Origin of the sequence: Haemophilus haemolyticus (genome assembly GCF_003493685.1) — a bacterium.
Taxonomy (GTDB): Bacteria; Pseudomonadota; Gammaproteobacteria; order Enterobacterales; family Pasteurellaceae; genus Haemophilus; species Haemophilus haemolyticus_O.
The window spans coordinates 60,250-86,657 of sequence record NZ_QQJW01000007.1 but is presented as its reverse complement, the minus strand read 5'-3'; the positions used below and the strand labels follow the sequence as shown (position 1 = coordinate 86,657).

25 protein-coding genes and 1 pseudogene are annotated in these 26,408 nt (G+C 37.2%); 20 read left to right on the top strand and 6 right to left on the bottom strand.

The features are described 5' to 3' along the window. The first annotated feature begins 84 nt into the window (after nt 1-84). The 4 genes from DV434_RS07105 (at nt 85) to DV434_RS07090 (ending at nt 4,227) form a co-directional block, all read left to right on the top strand. Nucleotides 85-1,089 carry an ornithine carbamoyltransferase gene (locus DV434_RS07105; RefSeq protein ID WP_009499652.1) on the top strand — a complete coding sequence of 335 codons (1,005 nt, stop codon included), beginning with the start codon at nt 85-87 and terminating at the stop codon, nt 1,087-1,089. Nucleotides 1,090-1,098: 9 nt separating this feature from the next. Beyond that, on the top strand, nt 1,099-2,031 hold the full coding sequence (gene arcC / locus DV434_RS07100; RefSeq protein ID WP_118785596.1) for a carbamate kinase: 933 nt from the start codon (nt 1,099-1,101) through the stop codon (nt 2,029-2,031). Between the two features lie 105 nt (nt 2,032-2,136). Next, the gene (locus DV434_RS07095; protein ID WP_118785595.1) at nt 2,137-3,666 is read left to right on the top strand and encodes a YfcC family protein; all 1,530 of its coding nucleotides are present in this window, start codon (nt 2,137-2,139) and stop codon (nt 3,664-3,666) included. A 93-nt stretch (nt 3,667-3,759) separates the two neighbouring features. Further along, nucleotides 3,760-4,227: an Lrp/AsnC family transcriptional regulator gene (locus tag DV434_RS07090; protein WP_118785594.1), complete on the top strand. Its 468-nt coding sequence runs from the start codon at nt 3,760-3,762 to the stop codon at nt 4,225-4,227. A 35-nt stretch (nt 4,228-4,262) separates the two neighbouring features. On the opposite strand, the gene DV434_RS07085 is transcribed toward DV434_RS07090, so the two are convergent. Next, nucleotides 4,263-5,498, bottom strand: a complete 1,236-nt coding sequence (locus tag DV434_RS07085) for a Zn-dependent hydrolase (RefSeq protein ID WP_053466374.1) — start codon at nt 5,496-5,498, stop codon at nt 4,263-4,265. A 122-nt stretch (nt 5,499-5,620) separates the two neighbouring features. On the opposite strand from DV434_RS07085, the gene pepE reads away from it, so the two are divergent. The 4 genes from pepE to cpdB all read left to right on the top strand — a co-directional run bounded on the left by pepE (nt 5,621) and on the right by cpdB (nt 11,046). After that, a complete protein-coding gene (pepE, locus tag DV434_RS07080; protein ID WP_192881497.1) occupies nt 5,621-6,325 on the top strand; it encodes a dipeptidase PepE in 705 nt (234 codons plus the stop codon). Between the two features lie 17 nt (nt 6,326-6,342). Continuing rightward, nucleotides 6,343-7,638, top strand: a complete 1,296-nt coding sequence (gene dcuC, locus DV434_RS07075; protein ID WP_116942058.1) for a C4-dicarboxylate transporter DcuC — start codon at nt 6,343-6,345, stop codon at nt 7,636-7,638. A gap of 70 nt (nt 7,639-7,708) precedes the next feature. Beyond that, the gene (locus DV434_RS07070; protein WP_118785593.1) at nt 7,709-8,980 is read left to right on the top strand and encodes a M20 family metallo-hydrolase; all 1,272 of its coding nucleotides are present in this window, start codon (nt 7,709-7,711) and stop codon (nt 8,978-8,980) included. Between the two features lie 92 nt (nt 8,981-9,072). After that, a complete protein-coding gene (cpdB, locus tag DV434_RS07065) occupies nt 9,073-11,046 on the top strand; it encodes a 2',3'-cyclic-nucleotide 2'-phosphodiesterase (RefSeq protein ID WP_118785592.1) in 1,974 nt (657 codons plus the stop codon). An 85-nt stretch (nt 11,047-11,131) separates the two neighbouring features. Here the strand turns inward: cpdB and DV434_RS07060 are convergent, their stop codons facing one another. Beyond that, on the bottom strand, nt 11,132-11,524 hold the full coding sequence (locus DV434_RS07060) for a Cd(II)/Pb(II)-responsive transcriptional regulator (RefSeq protein WP_046938579.1): 393 nt from the start codon (nt 11,522-11,524) through the stop codon (nt 11,132-11,134). 24 nt (nt 11,525-11,548) lie between these two features. Next, a complete protein-coding gene (locus DV434_RS07055; RefSeq protein WP_046938580.1) occupies nt 11,549-12,226 on the bottom strand; it encodes a cation diffusion facilitator family transporter in 678 nt (225 codons plus the stop codon). 508 nt (nt 12,227-12,734) lie between these two features. Here DV434_RS07055 and mnmG point away from each other — a divergent pair. Then, nucleotides 12,735-14,624: a tRNA uridine-5-carboxymethylaminomethyl(34) synthesis enzyme MnmG gene (mnmG, locus tag DV434_RS07050; protein WP_118785591.1), complete on the top strand. Its 1,890-nt coding sequence runs from the start codon at nt 12,735-12,737 to the stop codon at nt 14,622-14,624. A gap of 66 nt (nt 14,625-14,690) precedes the next feature. On the opposite strand, the gene DV434_RS07045 is transcribed toward mnmG, so the two are convergent. Then, entirely contained in the window at nt 14,691-15,542 is an 852-nt protein-coding gene (locus DV434_RS07045; RefSeq protein WP_118785590.1) for an SDR family oxidoreductase, read from the bottom strand. A 166-nt stretch (nt 15,543-15,708) separates the two neighbouring features. Here DV434_RS07045 and DV434_RS07040 point away from each other — a divergent pair, with 166 nt between their 5' ends. From DV434_RS07040 to DV434_RS06990, 11 genes are all read left to right on the top strand, one after another. Beyond that, a complete protein-coding gene (locus DV434_RS07040) occupies nt 15,709-16,068 on the top strand; it encodes a winged helix-turn-helix transcriptional regulator (protein WP_118785589.1) in 360 nt (119 codons plus the stop codon). A gap of 56 nt (nt 16,069-16,124) precedes the next feature. After that, nucleotides 16,125-16,736, top strand: coding sequence for a 16S rRNA (guanine(527)-N(7))-methyltransferase RsmG (gene rsmG / locus DV434_RS07035; RefSeq protein ID WP_118785588.1), 612 nt, complete (start codon nt 16,125-16,127; stop codon nt 16,734-16,736). Between the two features lie 118 nt (nt 16,737-16,854). Then, nucleotides 16,855-17,229, top strand: a complete 375-nt coding sequence (locus DV434_RS07030; protein ID WP_053465998.1) for an ATP synthase subunit I — start codon at nt 16,855-16,857, stop codon at nt 17,227-17,229. A 27-nt stretch (nt 17,230-17,256) separates the two neighbouring features. After that, nucleotides 17,257-18,045 (top strand): F0F1 ATP synthase subunit A, encoded by a 789-nt coding sequence (gene atpB / locus DV434_RS07025; protein ID WP_118785587.1) that lies wholly within the window; start codon nt 17,257-17,259, stop codon nt 18,043-18,045. Between the two features lie 55 nt (nt 18,046-18,100). Beyond that, nucleotides 18,101-18,355, top strand: coding sequence for a F0F1 ATP synthase subunit C (atpE, locus tag DV434_RS07020; protein ID WP_005629249.1), 255 nt, complete (start codon nt 18,101-18,103; stop codon nt 18,353-18,355). 49 nt (nt 18,356-18,404) lie between these two features. After that, nucleotides 18,405-18,875 (top strand): F0F1 ATP synthase subunit B, encoded by a 471-nt coding sequence (gene atpF, locus DV434_RS07015; protein WP_005649414.1) that lies wholly within the window; start codon nt 18,405-18,407, stop codon nt 18,873-18,875. Between the two features lie 12 nt (nt 18,876-18,887). Beyond that, nucleotides 18,888-19,421, top strand: coding sequence for a F0F1 ATP synthase subunit delta (gene atpH, locus DV434_RS07010; RefSeq protein WP_118785586.1), 534 nt, complete (start codon nt 18,888-18,890; stop codon nt 19,419-19,421). Nucleotides 19,422-19,433: 12 nt separating this feature from the next. After that, the gene (gene atpA / locus DV434_RS07005) at nt 19,434-20,975 is read left to right on the top strand and encodes a F0F1 ATP synthase subunit alpha (RefSeq protein ID WP_114908422.1); all 1,542 of its coding nucleotides are present in this window, start codon (nt 19,434-19,436) and stop codon (nt 20,973-20,975) included. A 15-nt stretch (nt 20,976-20,990) separates the two neighbouring features. Then, entirely contained in the window at nt 20,991-21,860 is an 870-nt protein-coding gene (gene atpG, locus DV434_RS07000; protein WP_005632226.1) for a F0F1 ATP synthase subunit gamma, read from the top strand. Between the two features lie 16 nt (nt 21,861-21,876). Continuing rightward, nucleotides 21,877-23,250: a F0F1 ATP synthase subunit beta gene (gene atpD / locus DV434_RS06995; RefSeq protein WP_005632228.1), complete on the top strand. Its 1,374-nt coding sequence runs from the start codon at nt 21,877-21,879 to the stop codon at nt 23,248-23,250. A 29-nt stretch (nt 23,251-23,279) separates the two neighbouring features. Then, the gene (locus DV434_RS06990; protein ID WP_005629232.1) at nt 23,280-23,708 is read left to right on the top strand and encodes a F0F1 ATP synthase subunit epsilon; all 429 of its coding nucleotides are present in this window, start codon (nt 23,280-23,282) and stop codon (nt 23,706-23,708) included. Nucleotides 23,709-23,817: 109 nt separating this feature from the next. On the opposite strand, the pseudogene DV434_RS06985 reads toward DV434_RS06990, so the two are convergent. Beyond that, nucleotides 23,818-24,086: pseudogene (locus DV434_RS06985) on the bottom strand (transposase); the annotation flags it as partial. Nucleotides 24,087-24,178: 92 nt separating this feature from the next. After that, complete coding sequence (locus DV434_RS06980) at nt 24,179-26,179, bottom strand: autotransporter outer membrane beta-barrel domain-containing protein (RefSeq protein ID WP_118785603.1); 2,001 nt, start codon at nt 26,177-26,179, stop codon at nt 24,179-24,181. Nucleotides 26,180-26,408: the final 229 nt, after the last annotated feature.

Below are 26,408 nucleotides of genomic sequence, written 5' to 3'. Positions count from 1 at the left end.
AATGCAACTGTTCGAACGACAAGCAGTATCTCGAATGATGTATGTTTATTCCCCAATGGATAGTCAAAACACAAGGAGATTATTATGGCTTTCAATATGAAAAATAGACATTTACTTAGTCTTGTTCATCACACAGAACGTGAAATTAAATATCTCTTAGATCTCTCCCGAGATTTGAAACGAGCCAAATATGCAGGCACAGAACAACAAAAATTAAAAGGCAAAAATATCGCGCTCATCTTTGAAAAAACCTCCACCCGCACACGCTGTGCATTCGAAGTCGCCGCTCATGACCAAGGCGCTCAAGTCACCTACATCGACCCTAACTCCTCCCAAATTGGCCACAAAGAAAGTATGAAAGATACCGCCCGCGTATTAGGCAGAATGTATGATGGCATTGAATATCGTGGCTTTAAACAAAGTATCGTTCAAGAACTTGCTGATTATGCTGGTGTGCCAGTATTCAATGGTTTAACCGATGAATTCCACCCAACACAAATGCTTGCCGACGTACTTACCATGATTGAACATTGCGACAAACCATTAAGCGAAATTAGCTATGTATATATTGGGGATGCTCGCAATAACATGGGTAATTCACTTTTATTAATTGGTGCAAAATTAGGTATGGATGTTCGTATTTGCGGACCTAAAGCTTTATTACCAGAAGCAAGTCTTGTGGAAATGTGCGAAAAATTTGCGAAAGAAAGTGGTGCTCGTATTACTGTAACTGAAGATATCGACAAAGCGGTGAAAGGTGTAGATTTTGTCCATACTGATGTGTGGGTTTCAATGGGTGAACCATTAGAAACTTGGGGCGAACGCATTAAATTATTACTTCCTTATCAAGTCACACCTGAATTAATGAAACGCACTGGTAATCCAAAAGTGAAATTTATGCACTGCTTACCTGCCTTCCATAACAGTGAAACCAAAGTTGGTCGTCAAATTGCTGAAAAATATCCTGAATTAGCTAATGGTATTGAAGTAACTGAAGACGTATTTGAATCGCCAATGAACATTGCATTTGAACAAGCAGAAAACCGTATGCACACAATTAAAGCGGTAATGGTTGCAAGTTTGGCATAAGGAGGCAGTATGAGAATAGTGATTGCATTAGGCGGTAATGCATTATTACGACGCGGAGAGCCGCTGACAGCCGAAAATCAACGACAAAATGTTCGCATTGCTTGTGAGCAAATTGCTAAAATTTGGCCAAATAATGAATTAGTAATTGCACACGGTAATGGCCCACAAGTGGGTTTGCTCGCCTTACAAGGCGCTGCCTATACTGATGTGCCAGCCTATCCTTTAGATGTATTAGGTGCAGAGTCAGTAGGAATGATTGGTTATATGATTCAACAAGAACTCGGTAATTTAGTTCCATTTGAAGTGCCATTTGCAACTTTATTATCTCAAGTAGAAGTTGATATCAACGACCCAGCTTTTAAAAATCCAACTAAACCAATTGGCCCTGTTTATACGAAAGAAGAAGCTGAACGTTTGGCAAAAGAAAAAAATTGGTCTATCGCACAAGATGGTGATAAATATCGTCGCGTTGTGCCAAGTCCATTGCCAAAACGTATTTTTGAAATTCGTCCGGTCAAATGGTTGCTTGAAAAAGGCAGTATCGTAATTTGTGCAGGTGGCGGTGGCATTCCGACCTATTATGATGAGCACCATAATTTACAAGGTGTTGAAGCCGTTATCGACAAAGATTTATGTTCAGCTTTACTTGCAGAAAATCTTGACGCTGATTTATTTATCATCGCAACTGATGTTTCCGCAACCTTCGTAGATTGGGGTAAACCAACTCAAAAAGCAATTTCAGTTGCCTCCCCAGAAGCTATGTCAGAACTTGGTTTCGCTGCAGGTTCCATGGGGCCGAAAGTACAAGCCGCGATCAACTTTGCGAAACAAACAGGAAAAGATGCCGTAATAGGCTCTTTATCTGATATTGTGGACATTGTGAAAGGAAAAGCTGGTACTCGTATTACGAAAAAAGCTGAAGGCATATCCTATTATGCTTAAATAATAAAAGAACTTTGAGAAGTCATTCTCAAAGTAAAAAGTGCGGTCGGTTTAACCGATGTTTTTACCAACCGCACTTTAAACGTTACACATAAGGAGCTCGCTATGGATGCGTCCAAAAAGAAGAAAACGTTTAATTTCCCATCAGCGTTTACCATTTTATTTGCAATATTAATTCTCGCTGTTGGATTGACCTGGGTTATTCCATCCGGTTCATATTCAAAATTAACATATAACTCCACTGATAATGTTTTTGTGGTCAAAGCTTACGGCGTTGACGATAAAACTTATCCCGCCACAACAGACACTCTTGATAATCTCAATATCAAAATAAAACTCTCCAACTTCACCGAAGGCGTGATCAAAAAACCAATCGCTATTCCTGGTACCTATCAACGTGTAGAACAACACCACAAAGGTATTGAAGACATCACCAAAAGTATGGTAGAAGGTACCATTGAAGCCGTTGATGTTATGGTCTTTATCTTCGTATTGGGGGGTATGATTGGTGTTATTAACCGAACCGGTTCTTTTAATGCTGGTTTGATGGCACTTGCGAAGAAAACCAAAGGTAATGAGTTTTTTATTGTATTCAGCGTATCCGTCTTAATGGTGTTAGGCGGCACAACATGCGGTATTGAAGAAGAGGCCGTGGCATTCTATCCAATTCTGGTGCCAGTATTCTTGGCTCTGGGATATGATGCGATAGTCTGCGTAGGGGCAATATTCCTTGCTTCATCTATGGGAACGGCATTCTCTACAATTAACCCATTCTCCGTTGTTATTGCATCAAATGCAGCTGGTATTCAATTTACTGAAGGTATTGGTTTCCGTGCTCTAGGTTTAGCTTTAGGCGCAACTTGCGTAATCGCATATCTTTATTGGTACTGTAAAAAAATTAAAGCTGACCCAAGTTTTTCTTTCACTTATGACGATCGCGAAGAATTTCGCCAACGTTATATGAAGAACTTTGATCCAAATGCAACTATCGAATTCTCAGCTCGTCGCAAATTAATCTTAACGCTTTTCTGCATCGCATTCCCTATTATGATTTGGGGTGTAATGGTTGGCGGATGGTGGTTCCCTCAAATGGCTGCATCTTTCCTTGCCATTACTATCATCATTATGTTTATCAGTGGCTTGTCTGAAAAAGATATTGTGGAATCCTTCACTGAAGGTGCATCAGAATTAGTAGGCGTGTCCTTAATCATCGGTCTTGCCCGTGGCGTGAACTTAGTGCTCGAACAAGGTATGATTTCTGACACTATCCTTGATTATATGTCTAATGTGGTTAGTGGTATGCCGGGTAGCGTATTCATCTTAGGCCAATTAGTCGTATTTATTTTCCTAGGTTTAATCGTACCATCTTCTTCTGGTTTAGCCGTACTTTCAATGCCAATTATGGCGCCACTTGCTGACTCAGTGGGTATTCCACGCGATATCGTGGTTTCCGCTTACAACTGGGGACAATATGCAATGCTATTCTTGGCACCGACAGGATTAGTTTTGGTGACACTCCAAATGTTGCATATTCCATTTGATAGATGGGTTAAATTCGTCATGCCAATGATTGGATGCTTATTGCTAATTGGTTCCATTTTATTAGTAGTACAAGTATCTTTATATAGTGTTTAATTAATTAGTCAAATTGCCGCCTAGATCACAGTTTTTCTAGGCGGTTTCTTTTATAATAAGTTATCTTTTTTGTTAGCATAAAAAGGATTTACTATGCTTAAAAAACGCTTCGACAATATAGATACCCGTATTCTTAAAGCATTGCAACGCAATGGTCGATTACAAAATAATGAACTGGCTAACGAAATAGGACTTTCAAATTCAGCTTGTTTACGTCGAGTGAATCAATTAGAAGAAACTGGCGTTATTGATAACTATGTGGCTTTATTAAATCCTAAAAAAGTAAACTGTAATCTCATCGTTTATGCATTAGGCTCTTTCTTTGAAGAAGACCCTGAATTAAAAGAGCGGTTTATTTTTGAGGTAAAATTAATCCCACAGATCATCGAATGTCATTTTATGGCAGGAACTTTCGATTTTCTTTTGAAGCTTTGTGTATCAGATTTAGAAGAATTTAACCACATTAAAACCACTTATCTCAATTCTAGGCTTGGCATTAAAACATTAAAATCAGAAGTAACACTAAAAACGGTTAAATCAACAACTGAGTTGCCTTTATAAAAAACTCGCATTATTTATACGAGTTTTTATAATAATTAACAAACTTCAGCCTGTTCTAATATAACTTTTTGTAAAACTTTAATTCCTGCCTCTATATATTTCCAATCAGTAAATTCAAGAGGGTTATGACTAATTCCCAAATGAGATGGAACAAAAATCATACCTGTCGGACAAAGTGTTGCCATATGCATTGCATCATGTCCAGCACCACTTGGCATTATTTCGTAAGAATAACCAAGGGAATGTGCAGTTTCAGCTATTTGGTTTACCATATTTTCAGGTAATACTATTGGATTATCTTTTGAAATAAGTTGTAACTCAATTAATAAACCTCTTTTTTCTGAAACTTTACTAACTTCCTCTTGTAATAATTCAAATACAGAATCTCTAGCTTGTACATGTGTACCTCGAATATCTACTAATAATTCACAATATCCTGGCACAACATTCATTACTCCTGGTTTAGCTGTAATATTACCTACAGTAGCTACTGTAGAATGTCCAGCTTGAATAGCCGCTTGCTCAATAGCAAGTGATAATTCAGCTCCTCCTAACAATGCATCATGACGATAATGCATTGCTGTTGCTCCTGAATGATCCGCTTGTCCTTTAATTTTAACAATTGCACGAATTGGAGCAGCAATACCTGTCACAACACCTATTGTTTTTCCTTCATTCTCTAAACGAGGGCCTTGTTCTATATGAAGTTCAAAAAAACATTTAAATTCCTTTGCATCACGTTTTGCTTGATTAATCAAATTAAAATTCATTCCTACTTCAGCCATAGCTTCTGATAAACCCTTTCCTTGTTTATCACGTAACAAACTTAATTTTTCTTGATTTACTATGCCACACATAACTTTACTACCCAATGTAGCAAAATTAAATCTACTCGATTCTTCACAAGTAAAAATTATCAATTCTAAAGGATAACGAGTCTGAATATTCTGTTCACACAATTGCAAAAGAATTTCCAACCCAGCAACAGATCCCAAAGGACCATCAAATTTACCCGCATTCACAACAGTATCAATATGCGATCCGAATGCAACTGCAGGTAAAAAATCTTCTTTACCTGCCTTACGAATAAAAAGATTTCCAATTGAATCTCGACGAATAGATAAATCATATTCTTTACATAATTCAATAATCATATTATGGGCCTTTTCATCCTCCTCTGTAAAAGCTAAGCGAGTCAACTCGTTTGGTACTGATGAAATAAAAGCCAGTTTTTCAATTAAATTTTGAACACGATTAAGATTAATTGACATAGTTTTCTCCTGACACAGTTTATTTTTTGATATTCGTCAAACAATAATAATTTTTCGTTGAAAATTAACCTTTTCTAAGCTTAATATCGGTATTGCTAAATGCCTCTAAAAAGGAGTGGAAAATGAAAAACATGTTACTGCTCAGTAGCTCAAAATACAAGAACACAGGTTATCTTGAACATACCATACCTTGGTTACAAAATTTCCTGACTGATTATCGTGGTAAAACAATTGCTTTTGTGCCTTATGCTGGGGTACGCCGCACTTTTGATGAATATGAAAAAACTGTGCAAAATGCACTTTCCGATTTAGGGATGAATATTGTTTCCGTTCATCGTGGTAAACAACATCGAGATATCATTGAACAAGCAGATGTCATCGCTATTGGCGGCGGGAATACATTTTGTTTGTTAAAACAGCTTTATGAACACAATTTGATTGATATCATTCGTGAAAAAGTGAATAACGGTACGCCTTATTTTGGTTGGAGTGCTGGGGCCAATGTAGCTGGCGCATCTATTATGACAACTAATGATATGCCGATTACTTATCCTCCTTCATTTCAAGCTTTACAAATTTTTCCTCATCAAATTAATCCGCACTTTATTTCAGGTAAAATGCAAGGCCACAATGGTGAAAGCCGAGAAGAACGTTTGGCAGAATTTTTACTCGTTAATCCAACTGCATTTGTATATGCCTTACCTGAAGGTTCTGCGCTTCATATACAAAATGAAATGGCAACTGTTTTGGGTGAAAATCCTATTTTGTGCTTCAGTGAAAATATGGAATGTGGCACATTTGACATCAATACAACTTTTTCTTATTAACTTAAAAGGAACATATAATGGAATTATTTAAATCCATCGTTGCAGTGATTGGCATTATTGCCACAATTTATTTTCTGATTAAAAAAGCCGAAACCCGAACCGTTTTGATTGGTGTCGGCTTAATTATGTCTATTCTGACGCTTAATCCAATGGGCGCATTAGATGCTTTTGCCAAAAGCATGACATCAGGTGGATTAATTATGGCGATCTGCTCTAGTATGGGTTTTGCTTACGTGATGAAATACACTCAATGTGATACTCATCTGGTGCATTTACTTACCAAACCATTAAGCGGATTAAAATTCTTCTTAATTCCGATTGCAACCGTCATCACATTTTTCATCAATATTGCTATTCCTTCTGCTGCGGGTTGTGCTGCTGCGGTTGGTGCAACATTAATTCCTGTTTTAAAAAGTGCGGGTGTTCGACCAGCTACTGCTGGCGCCGCTATTTTAGCTGGGACTTTTGGATCAATGATGAGCCCTGGGTCTTCTCACTCAGCAATGATTAGTGAAATGTCAGGCTTAACTATCGCTCAAGTAAACCTTTCACATGCGCCATATAACATGATTGCAGGAGCAATAGGTGCGGTTGTTTTAACAATTCTTGCGCTTGTTTTTAAAGATTATGGTGAACAACATCGCCAAGCTTATCTTGCAGAACAAAAAGAAAATGAAATTAAAGTTGTTGAAGGCGTCAATGTACTTTATGCCCTTGCACCATTAATACCATTAGTTATTTTAGTGATTGGTGGAACATCATTACAACAAGTACCAGGTCTTGAATGGACTAAAATGGGCGTTCCTCAAGCGATGCTGATTGGTGCAATTTACGGCATTATCGTCACTCGCATTTCCCCAGTAAAAATCACTGAAGAATTTTTCAATGGTATGGGCAATTCTTATGCAAACGTACTTGGTATCATTATTGCAGCCAGCGTATTTGTAGCAGGATTAAAATCTACGGGCGCAGTTGATGCTGCAATTTCTTTCTTAAAAGAATCCAACGAATTTGTACGTTGGGGTGCAACAATTGGGCCATTCTTAATGGGCTTAATTACAGGCTCTGGCGATGCAGCAGCGATTGCCTTTAACACTGCCGTCACGCCACATGCTGTAGAACTCGGTTACACTCACGTAAATCTTGGTATGGCAGCAGCTATTGCTGGTGCAATTGGTCGTACTGCTTCACCAATTGCAGGTGTAACCATTGTTTGTGCAGGACTTGCGATGGTAAGCCCAGTAGAAATGGTAAAACGTACCGCACCAGGCATGATACTTGCTGTTTTATTCTTAGCATTATTTATGTTGTAGAAATAGTAAAAAATTGACCGCACTTTATTTAAGTGCGGTCTGTTTTTATAGACTTTTAAAGGAGAAAAAAATGAACTTAGATTTAAATCAACTTGTTAAATGGCGTCGTGAATTTCATCGTTTTCCAGAAATTGGTTGGAGTGAATTTTGGACAACTTCTCGCATTGCGGATTACTTGGAAGACTTAGGTTGTTTTGAAATTTTTCTTGGTAAACAAATTATAAATCCAGACTTTGTTCGTGGACGAAAGCAAGCCGTAGTAGATAAAGGTTTAGCTAATGCAAAAGCCTATGGAGCCAATGAAAAATGGCTCGAAAAAATGGAAGGGTACACTGGTTGTGTGGCATTATTTGATTCAGGTAAACAAGGAAAAACTATTGCATTACGTTTTGATATCGACTGTGTGAATGTAACGGAAACTCGCTCACCAGAGCATATTCCAAATAAAGAAGGTTTTGCCTCAATTAACGATGGATTTATGCATGCTTGTGGACATGATTCACATATTACAATAGGTTTAGGCGTTGCGTTATGGATCGCTCAGAACAGAGATAAACTCACTGGAAAAGTAAAAATAGTATTCCAACCAGCAGAAGAAGGTGTTCGAGGTGCGGCTGCTATTGCACAAAGTGGCATAATTGATGATGCAGATTATTTTGCTTCTTCACACATTAGTTTTTGCGCGAATACAGGCACAGTTATTGCTAATCCAAGAAATTTTCTTTCCACTACAAAAATTGATATTCGCTATAAAGGTAAACCTGCACATGCAGGTGCTGCCCCCCATTTAGGTCGTAATGCTTTATTAGCTGCAGCGCATACAGTCACTCAACTTCATGGTATTGCACGCCATGGTGAAGGCATGACAAGAATTAATGTGGGTGTGCTAAAAGCGGGTGAAGGACGAAATGTCATTCCATCCTCTGCAGAGTTACAATTAGAAGTGCGGGGAGAAAATAAAGCAATTAATGAATACATGACTGAACAAGTCATGCAAATAGCCAAAGGTATCTCCATAAGTTTTGATGTAGCGTATGAAACTGAAATTGTAGGTGAAGCCGTGGATATGAATAACGATGTTGAACTTATAAAACTCATCGAAGAAATATCTCTTGAACAACCACAAATAAATAACGTAAATTCAGATTATGCTTTCAATGCAAGTGAAGATGCGACTATTTTAGGTAGACGTGTACAAGAACATGGGGGCAAAGCTATTTACTTCATTCTTGGTGCAGATCGCACAGCAGGTCATCATGAAGCTGAATTTGATTTTGATGAAAATCAATTGCTTACAGGAGTTAATATTTATACTTCTTTAGTACAAAGATTATTAGCTTAATTAAATAAAAATATTTTTACTCCTTTCTTTTAAGAATCCTCTATTTTTCTTAGAATAAAGGCAATATCTACTCACCTTATAAGGAAAACTCAATGATTAATAGACGCCATTTTATTCAAATTGGTGCGACCAGTATTCTTGCATTAAGTGCAAACCGTTTTGCGATGGCAAAAGGAAAGAGCGATGTTGATTTACGCATTGTGGCAACAACAGATGTTCATAGCTTCTTGACCGATTTTGACTATTATAAAGATGCACCAACCGATAAATTCGGTTTTACTCGTGCAGCAAGCCTTATTCGCCAAGCACGTGCTGAAGTAAAAAATAGCGTATTGGTTGATAACGGGGATTTAATTCAAGGTAACCCTATTGCTGATTATCAAGCTGCACAAGGCTATAAAGAAGGTAAATCTAACCCTGCAGTTGATTGCTTAAATGCAATGCACTATGAAGTAGGAACCTTAGGTAACCACGAGTTTAACTATGGTTTAGATTATTTAGCTGACTGTATCAAACAAGCTAAATTCCCAATTGTAAATGCCAACGTAGTAAAAGTCGGAACTGAAAAACCTTATTTCACACCTTATGTCATTCAAGAAAAATCAGTTGTTGATAATCAAGGTAAAACACATAAATTAAAAATTGGTTATATCGGTTTTGTGCCACCGCAAATTATGGTTTGGGATAAAGCGAACCTTCAAGGCAAAGTCGAAACCCGTGATATTGTAAAAACAGCTCAAAAATATGTCCCTGAAATGAAGAAAAAAGGGGCTGATATTGTCGTTGCATTAGCTCACACAGGCCCATCTGATGAACCTTATCAAGAAGGTGCTGAAAACTCTGCATTCTATTTAGCGGATGTTCCACATATTGATGCGGTTATTTTTGGACACTCACACCGTTTATTCCCAAATAAAGAATTTGCGAAATCACCAAATGCAGACATCGTAAATGGTACCGTAAAAGGCGTACCAGAAAGTATGGCAGGCTATTGGGCAAATAATATCAGTGTAGTGGATCTAGGCTTAACAGAACACAAAGGCAAATGGATTGTTACCTCTGGAAAAGCGGTTCTTCGTCCAATCTATGATGCAGAAAATAAAAAAGCACTTGCAGAAAATGACCCAGAAATTACCGCACTTTTAAAACCTGTTCACGAAGCGACACGTAAATTTGTTTCTCAACCTATTGGTAAAGCAACAGATAATATGTACAGCTATCTTGCATTAGTACAAGATGATCCAACCATTCAAATTGTGAACCAAGCACAAAAAGCCTATGTAGAAAAAGTTGCACCAAGTGTTGCCGCAATGGCTGGTTTACCTATTTTAAGTGCAGGCGCACCATTTAAAGCAGGTGGTCGTAAAAATGACCCAACAGGTTATACCGAAGTAAATAAAGGTGAATTAACTTTCCGTAATGCGGCAGACTTATATCTCTATCCAAATACATTAGTAGTTGTTAAAGCGACAGGCGAACAATTAAAAGAATGGTTAGAATGTAGTGCGGGTATGTTTAAACAAATTGACCCTACAAGCGATAAACCACAATCATTAATCGACTGGGAAGTTTTCCGCACTTATAACTTTGATGTGATTGATGGTGTCAATTATGAATACGATCTAACCAAACCTGCTCGTTACGATGGCGAATGTAAATTAATCAACCCAGAATCGCATCGTGTAGTGAATCTCACTTATCAAGGTAAACCAGTTGATCCAAAAGCAGAATTTTTGATTGCAACGAATAACTATCGTGCTTACGGTAATAAATTCCCAGGCACTGGCGATCAACATATTGTTTACGCATCACCAGATGAAAACCGTCAAATTTTAGCCGATTACATTAAAGTAACTAGTGAAAAAGAAGGTTCTGTAAACCCTAGCGCGGATAAAAACTGGCGCTTTACGCCAATCAAAGGCAATGATAAATTAGATGTCCGTTTTGAAACCTCACCAAGCGAACAAGCAGCTCAATTCATTAAAGAAAAAGCGCAGTATCCAATGAAACAAGTGGGTACAGATGAAGTTGGATTTGCTGTATATCAAATTGATTTATCTAAATAATAATTAGAAAAATAAAATGCCGCCTGAAAATCAAAATTTAGGCGGCATTTTTTCTTCTAAAGTGCGGTCAAATTTTTGAGTATTTTTACAAATTGCATTCGCTTTTCAATCCTTCTATTGCTTTACATTCCTCTTCATTATGTTCACTTTTGGTAACAATAGACTGTAAAAAATCTTTGATTTCTAATAATTGAGATATTTTATTTTCCACTTGAATCAGTTGATTAAGTACTAATTGATCTGCTTGATAATGATCTTTCATACTAAATTTAATACGATTGAGTGCCTTAATATTCTCTAAAGAGAAACCCAACGTTCGACATTTTTTGATAAATTTTAATTGTTCTACACTTTCTTCATCATAATATCGATAACCATTAGCCAATCGCTTAGGTGGCTGCAATACTCCTTGCTTTTCATAGTAGCGGATAGTTTCAATATTAGTATGCGTAGATTTACTTAATTCACTAATTTTCATTATTTCCTCAAGCAATTTTTTACTTTAATGAGAATGATCATCTAATAAGAAATTTGTATTACTATCATACAAGGATTTAACAGCTCTAGAAACTGTAGAAATACCGCTGTATAAGACAAAAAGACTTAAAATACCACTAGCCACTACATCAACCCATTGCCAATTTAACCAATAAGCACTTATTCCTGCAATAATAGCAACAACCGAACCAAATAAATCTACTAAAACATGTAAATATGCTGCACGAATATTCAAATTATGACGATTACTTTTTAGCATTATAAAAGCTACCAACAAATTAATCCCAAACCCTAGTAACGCTACACCTAACATTGGCAAAGCAGCTATTTCTATCGGAGCCTGCCAACGTGTTACAGCCTCGATAAAAATCCAAATAGCGACCCAAACTAATGAAATTCCATTGATTAAAGCCAACCATTTTTGCCATTTTAGACTTAAAAATAACCCAATCCATGCTAAAAAAATAGATAAACTATCATTTGCCATATGCCCAGCATCAGCCATCAAAGTAAGGCTGTTAAACCAATATCCCCCTAGAAATTCAACAACCATATAAAAGGTAATAATTGCAAAACTAATGCCTAATACCATTTTATTTTTAGATATTTGACTATGAGGGCAAGATGCATGCTGCTGATATGCTTTAGGGGGATTATTTTGTACTGTAGAAATTTTTTTCATTTTGCTTCCTTTACTATTTGATTTACTTTGCAAGAAGCATAAAGTCTGTAGTAACTACAAAGTCAAATCATTAAACGTACATTTAATAAAATTAATTGCTTAAAAAACTAAATTATAGGGATTTCAATAAAAATTCATTTTTATCTGTGGATAACTCATAAATAATCTGTCATAAAACTGTTTTTACTCACTTGGTAACTTTGAAAAAAAATAAAGTTGTTAATAACTTTCCATTTTACACACAAGATTTTTAAAGAAAATGATCGCATTTTCACAAGATCTTTAGATCCTATAACACTAGTTTCTATAAGGATCGAATAAGGTTATTCACAACCACAAAGGATCTTAATAGTAACAATAATAAGATCTTTATATATAAAAAGAGATCTTATTTACTAATACAAACTTGATCTTTCAAAGGATCAATAGATCCATTCTTTTTTTGTCAGGTGTTTTAAATTTCTGTAGAATAACTCCAATTTTTTGATCCGAATAAATAGAGATAGATATGTTTTACACTGAAACTTATGATGTGATTGTGATCGGTGGTGGTCATGCGGGTACAGAAGCCGCGCTTGCACCAGCTCGAATGGGATTAAAAACCCTTTTATTAACGCATAATGTAGACACTTTAGGGCAAATGTCTTGTAACCCTGCAATTGGTGGGATCGGTAAAGGTCATTTAGTAAAAGAAGTCGATGCAATGGGCGGTTTAATGGCTCATGCTGCAGATAAAGCAGGGATCCAATTTCGTACTTTAAATAGCAGTAAAGGCCCAGCAGTGCGTGCTACTCGAGCTCAAGCTGACAGAGTTCTATATCGTCAAGCTGTTCGTACTGCATTAGAAAATCAACCTAATTTAGATATTTTCCAACAAGAAGCGACCGATATTCTAATTGAGCAAGATCGAGTTACAGGCGTTAGCACAAAAATGGGATTAACTTTTCGTGCTAAATCAGTGGTATTAACTGCAGGTACTTTCTTAGCTGGTAAGATTCATATTGGTTTGGAAAATTATGAAGGTGGTCGTGCAGGGGATCCTGCTTCTGTAAATCTTTCACATCGATTAAGAGATCTAGGATTACGTGTAGATCGCCTTAAAACAGGTACACCGCCGCGTATTGATGCACGTACGATCAATTTTGATATTTTAGCTAAACAGCATGGTGATGCCGTATTACCGGTATTCTCTTTTATGGGATCAGTGGATGATCACCCTCAACAAATTCCTTGTTATATAACCCACACTAATGAACAAACTCATGAAGTGATCCGTAATAATTTGGATCGCAGTCCAATGTATACCGGTGTGATTGAAGGGATCGGCCCACGTTATTGCCCATCTATTGAAGATAAAGTGATGCGTTTTGCAGATCGTAATTCACATCAAATTTATTTGGAACCAGAAGGCTTAACTAGTAATGAAGTCTATCCAAACGGGATCTCTACCAGTTTGCCGTTTGACGTACAAATGGGCATTGTGAATTCCATGAAAGGGTTAGAAAAAGCTCGTATCATTAAACCAGGTTATGCCATTGAATATGATTATTTTGATCCACGAGACTTAAAACCAACCTTAGAAACTAAATCTATTTCGGGTTTATTCTTTGCGGGTCAAATTAACGGTACAACCGGTTATGAAGAAGCGGCAGCACAAGGCTTATTAGCTGGGATTAATGCTGGTCTTTATGTACAAGAGAAAGAGGCATGGTATCCACGCCGTGATCAATCTTATACTGGCGTATTGGTTGATGACCTTTGCACGCTTGGTACCAAAGAACCATATCGCGTATTTACTTCTCGTGCGGAATACCGTTTGTTATTACGTGAAGACAATGCAGATATTCGTTTAACGCCAATTGCCCATGAATTAGGTTTGATTGATAAGGCTCGCTGGGCGCGCTTTAATCAAAAAATGGAAAATATTGAACAGGAACGCCAACGCTTACGCAGCATTTGGTTGCATCCGCGTTCTGAATATTTAGAAGAAGCCAATAAAGTACTTGGCAGCCCACTTGTGCGTGAAGCCAGCGGTGAAGATTTATTGCGCCGTCCAGAAATGACCTATGATATTTTGACTTCTTTAAAGCCATACAAACCAGCAATGGAAGATAGAGAAGCCGTAGAACAAGTGGAAATTGCCATTAAGTATCAAGGCTATATTGAGCATCAACAAGAAGAAATTGAAAAACAAAAACGCCACGAAAATACAGCTATTCCAGCTAACTTTGATTACAGCAAAGTGTCTGGTTTATCTAATGAAGTACGTGCGAAATTGGAACAACATCGTCCGGTTTCCATTGGTCAAGCGAGCCGAATTTCAGGTATAACGCCTGCTGCTATTTCAATTATTCTGGTGAATTTGAAAAAACAAGGGATGTTAAAGCGTGGGGAATAATGTTTAGAATGAAAAGTGCGGTTTATTTTGACCGCATTTTTTATAGACTAATTTAAAAAAATATAATTAATGGGCAAGAGCCTGTTTTACTGCTACATCCAATCCTGCTGTTGGACGGCCAAGCAATTTCTCAAGGGTTTTGTCTTCTGAGAATAATGCACCGTTTGACGCATCTACATCCCATTGTGCAATTAAGCCTGCAAAACCTTCATCTAATCCTGCTTGTACAAGTGCTGCGGCATAATCTGCTGCAGGAATATCCACGTAAGGGATTTCTTTACCTGTTTGTTTACTGATTTCTGCGGCAAGATCAGCTAGTGTCCAGCTGGTTGAACCCGCAAGCTCGTAAGTTCTATTTTCATGACCTTCACCTAGTGCCACATTTACTGCAGCTTCAGCAAGTTCTGCACGAAGTGCGGATGAAATTTTTCCGTTTTTTGCTGAACCGTAGAAAGCATTGTTTGCTAATGCAGCTGGAACTGATTCTGTGTAGTTTTCTGTGTACCAACCATTGCGTAAAATGGTGTAAGTAATTCCTGAAGCTTTTAATGCGGCTTCAGTTTCAACGTGCTCACCGGCAAGAGATTTTACGGTATTGTCGTTGGTCGCGCCGAGTAAGCTGGTGTAGATAATATGTTTCACACCTGCTTTTTTCGCTGATTCAATCACGTTGTTGTGTTGCATAAAACGCTGACCTATTTCATTACTTGAAACAAGAATTAAGGTATTTACACCTTGCAAAGCTTCTACTTGTCCTTCTGTTTTTGAATAATCAAATTTGCGGGCTGCTGCACCTGAAATTTTTTCTGGAGAGCGTACAAGCACAATGACGTTTGCTTGTTTTGCTTTTAATAAGTCTAATGCGATTGCGCCAAATTGACCTGTTGCACCAGTAATTGCGATAGTTTTAGTAGTCATGATGTTTTCCTTCTCGTTAAGTTGAAATGATGTTTGAACATTTGATTGTTCGCTTGATGTAGCGTATTATATTTTAAAACTTACTTTTAGAAAGTACTTACAAAAATGTAAGTTTTAGAAAAGTTTAAAAATATTTTTTAATTAATTGATTTATAAGGAATTAAAAATGGAAAAAATTTTTGATCGGGGCAATGTATTAGCTTCAGCTTGTCCATCTCGCCAAATTTTGCAGCATTTAACCAGCCGCTGGGGAGTATTGGTATTAGTAAGTTTACATTCGGGCACCAAGCGTTTTAGTGAACTTCGCCGTGCGATTGATGGCGTAAGCGAACGTATGTTGACTAAAACCCTGCAGGAATTAGAAGCCGATGGGATGTTAATTCGTAAATCCTATAATACCGTGCCACCGCAAGTGGATTACACATTAACAGAATTTGGGGCTGAAGCTTCCAATAAGATGTTTGAGTTGGTGGATTGGTTGGAAACAAATTTGACAGGAATTTTGGCTGCAACAAAAAAACATTAAGGAAATCTACCGCACTTTTAAGTAAAATAGTGCAATTTTCCAAAGAGACAATAAATATGAAAGCCAAATTAGTCAGTTTACTTGCGCAAGCAAATATAAAAATAAGTGATCAACAAATTCAGCAGTTGATTGATCTTGTCAATTTACTCAATAAATGGAATAAAGCTTATAATTTGACGTCAGTTCGTGATCCACAAGAAATGTTAGTCAAACATATTTTAGATAGTCTTGTAGTAAGTCCTTATTTACAAGGTGATTGTTTTATTGATGTCGGTACAGGGCCTGGTTTGCCTGGTTTACCTTTGGCAATTATTAATCCTTCCAAACAATTTGTCCTCCTTGATAGCTTAGGTAAGCGTATTAGCTTTATTCGAAATGCTATACGTGAGTTTGGACTAACTAATGTAACCCCCGTTTTAAGTCGAGTAGAAGAATATCAACCTGAAGATAAATTTGATGGTGTATTAAGTCGTGCTTTTGCTTCATTAAAAGATATGACAGATTGGTGTCATCATTTACCAAAAGAAAATGGATATTTTTATGCATTAAAAGGTATTTATCAGGAAGATGAAATTAATGAATTGAATAAAAAATATACTATTCAAGAAGTGATTGAATTACATGTTCCAGAACTTATAGGTGAACGACATTTAATCGTTTTGCGTTAAATAGTTACAATTTAGTAAAAATTTTCTAAAAGTGTGATTTAGTTAACGTTTTTCAGTGCTTTTTAAGTTGAATCTAATTTGATCAAATGTATAATTAGAACGTTTTAAGGTTTTAAAAATGTCGAGAATTGTACAACAAGCGAAAGTTCAGTATCAAAAAGCTATTTTTATTGAAATAGTCATTATGCTGCTATTGGCTTGTTTTTTTGCTTTATGGCAAATGAAAAGTGCGCTTGATTTTTTATTTGGATTTCTTTCGGCATTAATTCCTTTCGGTGTTTTTGTGTATGTGGTTTTTTATAGAAAACAACATTTAGCCACAAAATTGACCGCACTTTATAAAGGGGAAGCAATAAAATTTGTTCTAACCATTGTTTTTATTAGTATTTCATTTAAATACTTTTCGGTTACAAATTTTATTATTTTTTTTAGTGGTTTTTTTATTGCATTAATGTTGAATAATTTAGTTCCATTTTTGCTTCGCCGAATTTGATTTTTATACTTGTACTAAGGGTTTATTATGTCTGGACAAACAACATCGGAATACATTAGCCACCATTTATCCTTTCTCAAAACAGGGGATGGATTTTGGAATGTTCATATAGATACGTTGTTCTTTTCTATTCTTGCTGCGGTTATTTTCCTATTTGTTTTTTCTCGAGTAGGGAAAAAAGCAACAACTGGCGTTCCAGGAAAAATGCAATGCTTAGTTGAAATTGTTGTGGAATGGGTTAATAGTATCGTGAAAGAAAATTTTCATGGTCCACGTAACGTAGTTGCGCCACTTGCATTAACAATTTTCTGTTGGGTATTCATCATGAATGCTATCGACTTAATTCCTGTTGATTTCTTACCTCAATTTGCAGGTTTATTTGGCATCCATTATATTCGTGCTGTACCGACAGCAGATATTAGCGCAACTTTGGGTATGTCCATTTGTGTTTTCTTTTTAATTCTTTTCTACACAATAAAATCTAAAGGATTCAAAGGTTTAGTTAAAGAATATACGCTTCATCCATTCAATCATTGGGCGTTTATTCCTGTTAACTTTATTCTTGAAACGGTGACTTTATTGGCTAAACCAATTTCACTTGCTTTCCGTTTATTCGGTAACATGTATGCAGGGGAATTGATCTTTATTCTTATCGCTGTAATGTATTCCGCTAATATGGCCATTGCAGCATTAGGGATTCCGTTACATCTTGCTTGGGCTATTTTCCATATTTTGGTTATTACCTTGCAGGCTTTCATCTTTATGATGTTGACGGTTGTTTATTTAAGTATTGCTTATAACAAAGCAGATCATTAATCATTTTTTATTAACCGGCTCTAGGGCTAAAACTTAACTTCTATTGGAGAAAATTATGGAAACTGTAATTACAGCTACAATCATCGGTGCATCAATTCTTCTTGCATTTGCTGCATTAGGTACTGCAATTGGCTTTGCTATTCTAGGTGGTAAATTCTTAGAATCATCAGCTCGCCAACCAGAATTAGCATCTAGCTTACAAACTAAAATGTTTATCGTGGCTGGTCTTTTAGATGCGATTGCAATGATTGCTGTTGGTATTTCATTACTTTTCATTTTCGCAAACCCATTCATCGGTTTATTACACTAATCACCTTATTTGCTTATCAACGTAAAACAAGCATAGTAAGGAGGACGTTGTGAATTTAAATGCAACATTGATTGGTCAACTTATCGCATTCGCACTTTTCGTGTGGTTTTGCATGAAGTTTGTTTGGCCACCAATTATTAATGCGATTGAAACACGTCAAAGCCAAATTGCGAACGCTTTAGCGTCAGCTGAAGCAGCTAAAAAAGAGCAAGCAGATACGAAAAATCTTGTTGAACAAGAACTTTCAGCTGCAAAAGTACAAGCTCAAGACATTTTAGATGCTGCGAATAAACGTCGCAATGAAGTATTAGACGAAGTGAAGGCAGAAGCCGAAGAACTAAAAGCAAAAATTATTGCTCAAGGTTATGCAGAAGTAGAAGCAGAACGTAAACGTGTTCAAGAAGAATTGCGTCTTAAAGTGGCTTCATTGGCAGTGGCTGGTGCTGAGAAAATTGTAGGTCGTTCTATTGATGAAGCGGCAAACAATGACATTATTGATAAATTAGTTGCAGAGTTATAAGAGGCTTAGCTTATGTCAGAATTAACTACAATAGCTCGCCCTTATGCAAAAGCTGCATTCGACTTTGCCATTGAACAAAGTGCGGTCGAAAAATGGACTGAAATGTTAGGTTTTGCTTCAGCCGTAGCTGAAGATGAAACGGTAAAAGCTTACTTAAATAGTTCTCTTTCTGCACAGAAATTAGCTGATACAGTAATTTCTATTTGTGGCGAACAATTGGATCAATATGGGCAAAATCTTATTCGGTTAATGGCTGAAAATAAGCGTTTGAGTGCTATTCCTGCGGTGTTTGAAGAATTTAAACATCACGTAGAGGAACACCAAGCTATTGCAGAAGTTGAAGTAACGTCTGCGCAACCATTGAATGCAACACAAATCGAAAAAATTGCAGCTGCAATGGAAAAAAGATTAGCTCGCAAAGTGAAATTAAATTGCAACGTGGATAGCGCACTTATTGCTGGTGTGATTATTCGTACTGAAGACTTTGTGATTGACGGAAGTAGCCGTGGGCAACTTACTCGTCTCGCAAACGAGTTGCAATTATAAGAGGAATACAAGATGCAACTAAATTCAACTGAAATTAGTGAATTGATTAAAAAACGCATCGCTCAATTCGACGTGGTCAGTGAAGCGCGTAATACAGGGACAATTGTTTCTGTAAGCGATGGTATTATTCGCATCCACGGTTTAAGCGATGTGATGCAAGGTGAAATGATCGCCTTACCAGGTAATCGTTATGCGATGGCACTTAACCTTGAACGCGATTCTGTTGGTGCTGTAGTTATGGGACCTTACGCAGATTTAGCGGAAGGTATGGAAGTTCAATGTACAGGTCGTATTCTTGAAGTACCAGTTGGTCGTGGTTTATTAGGTCGTGTAGTTAATACACTTGGTCAACCAATCGATGGTAAAGGCGAAATTGAAAATGATGGTTTCTCGCCAGTAGAAGTGATTGCGCCAGGTGTTATCGATCGTCGTTCTGTTGATCAACCTGTTCAGACTGGTTATAAAGCTGTTGACTCAATGGTGCCAATCGGCCGTGGTCAACGTGAATTAATCATCGGTGACCGCCAAACGGGTAAAACTGCGTTAGCAATTGACGCTATTATTAACCAACGTAATTCTGGTATTAAATGTATCTATGTTGCGATTGGTCAAAAAGCCTCTACTATCGCAAACGTCGTACGTAAATTAGAAGAACATGGTGCGCTTTCAAATACTATCGTGGTAGCTGCATCAGCATCTGAATCAGCAGCGTTACAATATTTAGCACCTTATGCTGGTTGTGCGATGGGTGAATATTTCCGTGATCGCGGTGAAGATGCGTTAATTGTTTATGATGATTTATCAAAACAAGCCGTAGCTTATCGTCAAATTTCATTATTATTACGCCGTCCACCAGGTCGTGAAGCCTATCCAGGTGATGTATTCTATTTACATTCTCGTTTACTAGAACGTGCTTCTCGTGTAAACGAAGATTACGTAGAAAAATTCACTAAAGGTGAAGTGAAAGGAAAAACTGGTTCTTTAACCGCACTTCCGATTATTGAAACCCAAGCTGGTGACGTATCTGCGTTTGTTCCAACCAACGTAATTTCTATTACCGACGGTCAGATCTTCTTAGAATCTAACTTGTTTAACTCAGGTATTCGTCCTGCGGTAAACCCAGGTATTTCGGTGTCTCGTGTTGGTGGTTCAGCGCAAACTAAAGTTATTAAGAAATTAGCGGGTGGTATTCGTACTGCGCTAGCTCAATATCGTGAATTAGCAGCGTTTGCACAGTTTGCATCAGATCTTGATGATGCGACTCGTAAGCAACTTTCTCACGGTGAAAAAGTAACTGAATTATTAAAACAAAAACAATTTGCTCCATTATCTGTTGCAGAACAAGCGGTTGTATTGTTTGCTGTTGAATTTGGTTATTTGGATGACGTGGAATTATCAAAAATTGCAAGTTTTGAGACCGCACTTTTAGATTATTCTAACCGTAATCACGCTGAGTTTATGCAAGAGCTTACTAAAACCGGTAACTATAATGATGAAATCAAAGATACATTAAAAGGTATTTTAGATAGTTTTAAAGCGAATAGTGCTTGGTAGTAACGGAGAGATAAGATGGCAGGTGCAAAAGAGATAAAAACCAAAATTGCCAGTGTACAAAGTACACAAAAAATTACTAAGGCAATGGAAATGGTGGCGACCTCGAAAATGCGTAAAACGCAGGATCGTATGGCTGCATCTCGTCCGTATTCTGAAACTATCCGTAACGTTATTAGTCATGTGTCTAAAGCAAGTGTCGGTTATAAACATCCGTTCTTAGTTGAGCGTGAAGTGAAGAAAATCGGTATCTTGGTTATTTCAACAGATCGTGGTATGTGTGGTGGTTTAAATGTTAATTTATTCAAAACCACACTTAACCAAATCAAAAATTGGAAAGAACAAAATATTTCTACAGATTTGGGCTTAATAGGTTCAAAAGGGATTAGTTTTTTCCGTTCCTTTGGATTTAATATCAAAGGTCAACTTTCTGGTTTAGGCGATACGCCCGCTCTAGAAGAATTAATTGGTGTCGCAAATACAATGTTTGATGCTTATCGTAATGGTGAAATTGATGCAGTTTATATTGCATACAATAAATTTGTTAATACGATGTCGCAAAAGCCTGTTGTACAACAATTAGTTCCTTTACCAGAATCTAAAGACGATCATTTAAATGAAAGACAACAGACTTGGGATTATCTTTATGAGCCAGAACCAAAAGTACTATTAGATAGCCTTTTAGTTCGTTATTTAGAATCCCAAATTTATCAAGCGGTTGTAGATAATTTAGCTTCAGAACAAGCGGCTCGAATGGTAGCAATGAAAGCAGCAACTGATAATGCAGGTAATTTAATTAATGATCTGCGGTTGGTGTATAACAAAGCTCGTCAAGCAAGTATCACAAATGAATTGAATGAAATCGTAGCCGGTGCGGCAGCGATTTAAGAAAAGAGGAACGGTAATGTCAGCAGGAAAAATTGTACAAATCATCGGTGCGGTGATTGACGTTGAATTTCCACAAGATGCAGTGCCAAAAGTTTACGATGCATTAAAAGTTGAATCAGGTTTAACACTTGAGGTGCAACAACAATTAGGTGGCGGTGTGGTACGTTGTATCGCATTAGGTGCTTCTGACGGTTTAAAACGTGGTTTAAAAGTAGAAAACACGAATGATCCGATTCAAGTACCGGTAGGCACAAAAACCCTTGGTCGTATTATGAATGTATTGGGTGAACCAATTGACGAACAAGGTCCAATCGGTGAAGAAGAGCGTTGGGCTATCCACCGTTCTGCACCAAGCTATGAAGAACAATCAAACAGTACGGAATTATTAGAAACTGGTATCAAAGTTATCGACTTAATTTGTCCATTTGCAAAAGGTGGTAAAGTTGGTTTATTCGGTGGTGCGGGTGTAGGTAAAACCGTAAATATGATGGAATTAATCCGTAACATCGCGATCGAACACTCAGGTTACTCCGTATTTGCGGGTGTAGGTGAACGTACTCGTGAAGGTAACGACTTCTATCATGAAATGAAAGATTCTAACGTATTAGATAAAGTATCTTTGGTTTATGGTCAGATGAATGAGCCACCAGGTAACCGTTTGCGTGTTGCATTGACTGGTTTGACTATGGCTGAAAAATTCCGTGATGAAGGTCGTGATGTATTATTCTTCGTGGATAATATCTATCGTTATACCCTTGCTGGTACTGAAGTATCTGCGTTATTAGGTCGTATGCCATCAGCGGTAGGTTACCAACCAACTCTTGCTGAAGAAATGGGTGTATTACAAGAACGTATCACTTCAACCAAAACAGGTTCTATTACCTCTGTACAAGCGGTATATGTACCTGCGGATGACTTAACTGACCCATCTCCAGCAACAACCTTTGCACACTTAGACTCAACTGTTGTATTAAGTCGTCAAATCGCATCTTTAGGTATTTACCCTGCGGTTGATCCTTTAGATTCAACTTCACGCCAATTAGATCCACTTGTAGTTGGTCAAGAACATTATGATGTTGCTCGTGGTGTACAAGGTATTTTACAACGTTATAAAGAATTGAAAGATATTATCGCAATTCTTGGTATGGACGAATTATCTGAAGAAGATAAATTAGTGGTAGCACGTGCACGTAAAATTGAACGTTTCTTATCACAACCGTTCTTCGTTGCTGAAGTATTTAACGGTACTCCGGGTAAATATGTTCCATTAAAAGAAACCATTCGCGGCTTTAAAGGTATTTTAAGCGGTGATTACGACCATATCCCAGAACAAGCGTTCTATATGGTAGGTTCAATCGACGAAGCGCTAGAAAAAGCCAAAAATATGTAATCACTTCAAGTCATTTGAAGGAGAACAAAATGGCGACATTTAATTTAACAATAGTAAGCGCAGAGCGAAAAATCTTTGAAGGTGAAGTAAAACAAATCCAAGCAACAGGTGTTGAGGGGGAATTAGGCATTCTCCCTGGACACACACCATTGCTAACGGCAATTAAGCCAGGGATTGTTAAATTTACCCTTCAAGATGGAAATGAAGAAGTTATCTATGTTTCCGGTGGTTTTTTAGAGGTTCAACCAAATATTGTTACGGTACTAGCAGATGTTGCTATCCGTGGTAGTGAATTAGATGCAGATCGTATTCGCGAAGCAAAACGTAAAGCTGAAGAGAACATTGTATCTCATGCATCAGATGTAGATCATGATTTACTGGTTGCGAAACTTTCTAAAGAGTTAGCAAAACTTCGAGCTTATGAATTGACTGAAAAACTCTTGAAAACAAGACGGTAATAAAAATTCGCACGAAAAACGCGCGGTTTTGAGGTCTCCCTATAGGAACCTATACTTCACAAGCTCCTCAAGGAGCTTGTGAAAACAATAACCTCATTTAATTATTTCCTTAATTACTCCCTAAAAAATCAAAATGTTCTTTTATTGATAAATTATCTTTAACCATATCTTCTTTTTCTTAGTTTTTCATAATTCTCTATAACTTTTTTATTTAGCCCTACTGCGCTTACAAAAAAATTCTTTCGCCCAGAAATTCCTATTTCCATATTATATTTTAGATGGAATTTTTAAAAGCATATGGATATAGTCTAGCATTTCATGCGCTTCTATTATCTCGACATTTTTATAGTTACATAACTGTCTCAATATTTTCCCTATAGAGTATGTTTTTTATAGCCAGCCTTTTGGCTGCCTATAATAAAAAATCGGCAGAGAATTTTCTTGCCGATTTTATTTTGTTACAACTTAACTTAAAACGTCCACTGTAAATTCAGCGCACCTTGTTTAGCGTGATGATGTTTGCCTGTTTGGCGATTGAATGTTGCTTGTAAAGTTAAGTGAGATTTGATTTTCACTGCTATACCAAATTGACTTTCAAGCGTATTTTTATTGTCTATCACTCGACGTTCACCGTCTATTTCAACACCGAAAGGTTTTTGTTGGTAGATTGAATTGACAGCAACAAATGGTTGGAAAATGACACCATTAGTAAAAGTAAATTGTGCTTTAGCTTGTGCGCCCACTCGGCTTTGTAATTGGCGAGAGCCAAGTAAATTCACTTTACTATTGCCACTATCGGTTAAGCCGCCATTTACACCAAGATAGGTTAATTGTGCCTGTGGTTGTAGGTAAAAACGAATTTGAGTCCCTTTCCCTGTTAAGTGTTCTGCTAATAAAGCATTGTAACCAGCTTCAATTGAGGCGGTGATACCTTTTGAAGTAAAGCGTTCTACCCCCTCTTCACTATTGACGTTATGGCGGAAACGTTGATACTGCATCCAGCTATCAACATACGCACCTGTCTGTTTGTCCTGAAGTTGATGCCAAGTGGCATAAATGCCCGCACCAAAGCCTTTCATATTTCCTGTTGTAAGATTGTCTGTATCTGGATTGCGGAAAGTACTGCGTTGTTCTGCCTGTCCGCCCATTAAGCCAACAGAAAGTTGATTACTTTCGTTTTGCCATGTGAATACTTCGCCACCGAGTTGCACACCTTTTCGATAGCTTTCTACAGGTGCTGTTTTGCCTTGCACCCATTGCTTAGAATGTCCGTCAATCACACGCAACCACAAGCCTTTGCGTGGTAAAGTGCGGTCGAAAATATCGCTGTTTTTGTCGTTCAAACGCAAGGCGAATAAGGTATTGGAGGCTTGAGCCTGTTGTGCATAAATCGCAATATCATCGCGTTCTTTTACTTTGGTAAAAAAGCCCTCTGGGCGTTGTTGTAAAGAAAGCGTATAAATTCCCTTTCGGTATTTACCGGAAAGTCTAAAGGCATCTTTATCTGCGGTGCCATTTACTTTGACAATTTGATGCCCGTCTAGATGTTTCAAATTATCCAACGCTTTTCCTTCAAAAATAATATCTGATGTGCCAGTTATATTTTTTTCAAAAGTTAAAACTGGTGTTTCAGGGACTTTATCTTTTAGATCGTAAGCAAAACGAAAACGAGCTCCGCCAGCATAATCTTTTTTTACGAGTAAACTTTCATTTTTAGTATTAAAACGGATGTCTACATTTTTTGTTTCCAATAGCTCAACATCAGAGTCCCAACGGGGTTCCCATAGAGAGTTATCTAGATCAAAGTATACTAAACCTATCGTTTGTCCTATAACATGTGAATGTTCTTCAACAACAAGACGATTTTGTATTCCCCCCCACCAATTGTCGAAGGGCTTATCAACACCGTAATATAACTGACTTATATGTCTTATAAAACTAGAGTACGGATGACTATCGTGCTGATCATCAAAGAATTCACGAATCAATCTTGTATAATTGTCAACGGCTAAAATTTCACTGTTAATATGGCTATTTCTTACGATACGCATTCCAAAAATCTCGCTCGTTAATAAACGAGTATTTTGTCTACTACTCACTCCAGCATCATAAAATTTGTCGCAATTAGAAAATTCACCTTTATTTGCGCACTCTCTAAGATACGCTCGTATTTCCTCATCCTTCTCCCCATTTCTTTCTTTAACTCCTAAACCAAGTGCAAAACGCACGGATGCATCTTCAGTATATTTACTATCATAAAAAGAAATCTTTTTTGTGCTATCTATATTTTCTATTGTTCCATGTCCTAATTGTCTTCCCAGTATGACAATGTTAAATTCCTCAGGAGGAAGATGACCTAAAGAATAAGTTTCTTTTTTCCAGTATTCGCTGTTTTTATCTCTCAATTTTTCTAATCGTTCAATTTGATCAGGTGTCAGTTTGGCTGAGTCGTAAACATAATCAACAGCCAAAAGCGGGGAAGAATAAAGAACAGAAAACAATAGACTTAAAATAAATGATTTTTTAAACTTTTTGCTTGCTTGCTTGCTTGCTTGCTTGCTTGCTTGCTTGCTTGCTTGCTTTGAGTTTCATAATAAATTTTCCTTTGTCAAGTAAAAAAGAAGTAATCATTCTAACAAAAAATGAGAAAAAAAACGTGATTTAGCTCACGTTACTCAATATTGTTTCTTATTTATCAAA

Excerpts from the sequence above, each read along its gene's own strand:
- DV434_RS06990 (WP_005629232.1), top strand. The coding sequence starts at position 23,280 with ATGGCGACATTTAATTTAACAATAGTAAGCGCAGAGCGAAAAATCTTT.
- DV434_RS07060 (WP_046938579.1), bottom strand. The coding sequence starts at position 11,524 with ATGAAAATTAGTGAATTAAGTAAATCTACGCATACTAATATTGAAACT.
- DV434_RS07085 (WP_053466374.1), bottom strand. The coding sequence starts at position 5,498 with ATGTCAATTAATCTTAATCGTGTTCAAAATTTAATTGAAAAACTGGCT.
- DV434_RS07095 (WP_118785595.1), top strand. The coding sequence starts at position 2,137 with ATGGATGCGTCCAAAAAGAAGAAAACGTTTAATTTCCCATCAGCGTTT.
- atpD (WP_005632228.1), top strand. The coding sequence starts at position 21,877 with ATGTCAGCAGGAAAAATTGTACAAATCATCGGTGCGGTGATTGACGTT.
- atpG (WP_005632226.1), top strand. The coding sequence starts at position 20,991 with ATGGCAGGTGCAAAAGAGATAAAAACCAAAATTGCCAGTGTACAAAGT.
- DV434_RS07030 (WP_053465998.1), top strand. The coding sequence starts at position 16,855 with ATGTCGAGAATTGTACAACAAGCGAAAGTTCAGTATCAAAAAGCTATT.
- DV434_RS07105 (WP_009499652.1), top strand. The coding sequence starts at position 85 with ATGGCTTTCAATATGAAAAATAGACATTTACTTAGTCTTGTTCATCAC.
- atpB (WP_118785587.1), top strand. The coding sequence starts at position 17,257 with ATGTCTGGACAAACAACATCGGAATACATTAGCCACCATTTATCCTTT.
- DV434_RS07045 (WP_118785590.1), bottom strand. The coding sequence starts at position 15,542 with ATGACTACTAAAACTATCGCAATTACTGGTGCAACAGGTCAATTTGGC.
- rsmG (WP_118785588.1), top strand. The coding sequence starts at position 16,125 with ATGAAAGCCAAATTAGTCAGTTTACTTGCGCAAGCAAATATAAAAATA.
- mnmG (WP_118785591.1), top strand. The coding sequence starts at position 12,735 with ATGTTTTACACTGAAACTTATGATGTGATTGTGATCGGTGGTGGTCAT.
- atpA (WP_114908422.1), top strand. The coding sequence starts at position 19,434 with ATGCAACTAAATTCAACTGAAATTAGTGAATTGATTAAAAAACGCATC.
- DV434_RS07090 (WP_118785594.1), top strand. The coding sequence starts at position 3,760 with ATGCTTAAAAAACGCTTCGACAATATAGATACCCGTATTCTTAAAGCA.
- cpdB (WP_118785592.1), top strand. The coding sequence starts at position 9,073 with ATGATTAATAGACGCCATTTTATTCAAATTGGTGCGACCAGTATTCTT.
- DV434_RS07055 (WP_046938580.1), bottom strand. The coding sequence starts at position 12,226 with ATGAAAAAAATTTCTACAGTACAAAATAATCCCCCTAAAGCATATCAG.
- pepE (WP_192881497.1), top strand. The coding sequence starts at position 5,621 with ATGAAAAACATGTTACTGCTCAGTAGCTCAAAATACAAGAACACAGGT.
- DV434_RS07070 (WP_118785593.1), top strand. The coding sequence starts at position 7,709 with ATGAACTTAGATTTAAATCAACTTGTTAAATGGCGTCGTGAATTTCAT.
- dcuC (WP_116942058.1), top strand. The coding sequence starts at position 6,343 with ATGGAATTATTTAAATCCATCGTTGCAGTGATTGGCATTATTGCCACA.
- DV434_RS07040 (WP_118785589.1), top strand. The coding sequence starts at position 15,709 with ATGGAAAAAATTTTTGATCGGGGCAATGTATTAGCTTCAGCTTGTCCA.
- atpH (WP_118785586.1), top strand. The coding sequence starts at position 18,888 with ATGTCAGAATTAACTACAATAGCTCGCCCTTATGCAAAAGCTGCATTC.
- atpE (WP_005629249.1), top strand. The coding sequence starts at position 18,101 with ATGGAAACTGTAATTACAGCTACAATCATCGGTGCATCAATTCTTCTT.
- arcC (WP_118785596.1), top strand. The coding sequence starts at position 1,099 with ATGAGAATAGTGATTGCATTAGGCGGTAATGCATTATTACGACGCGGA.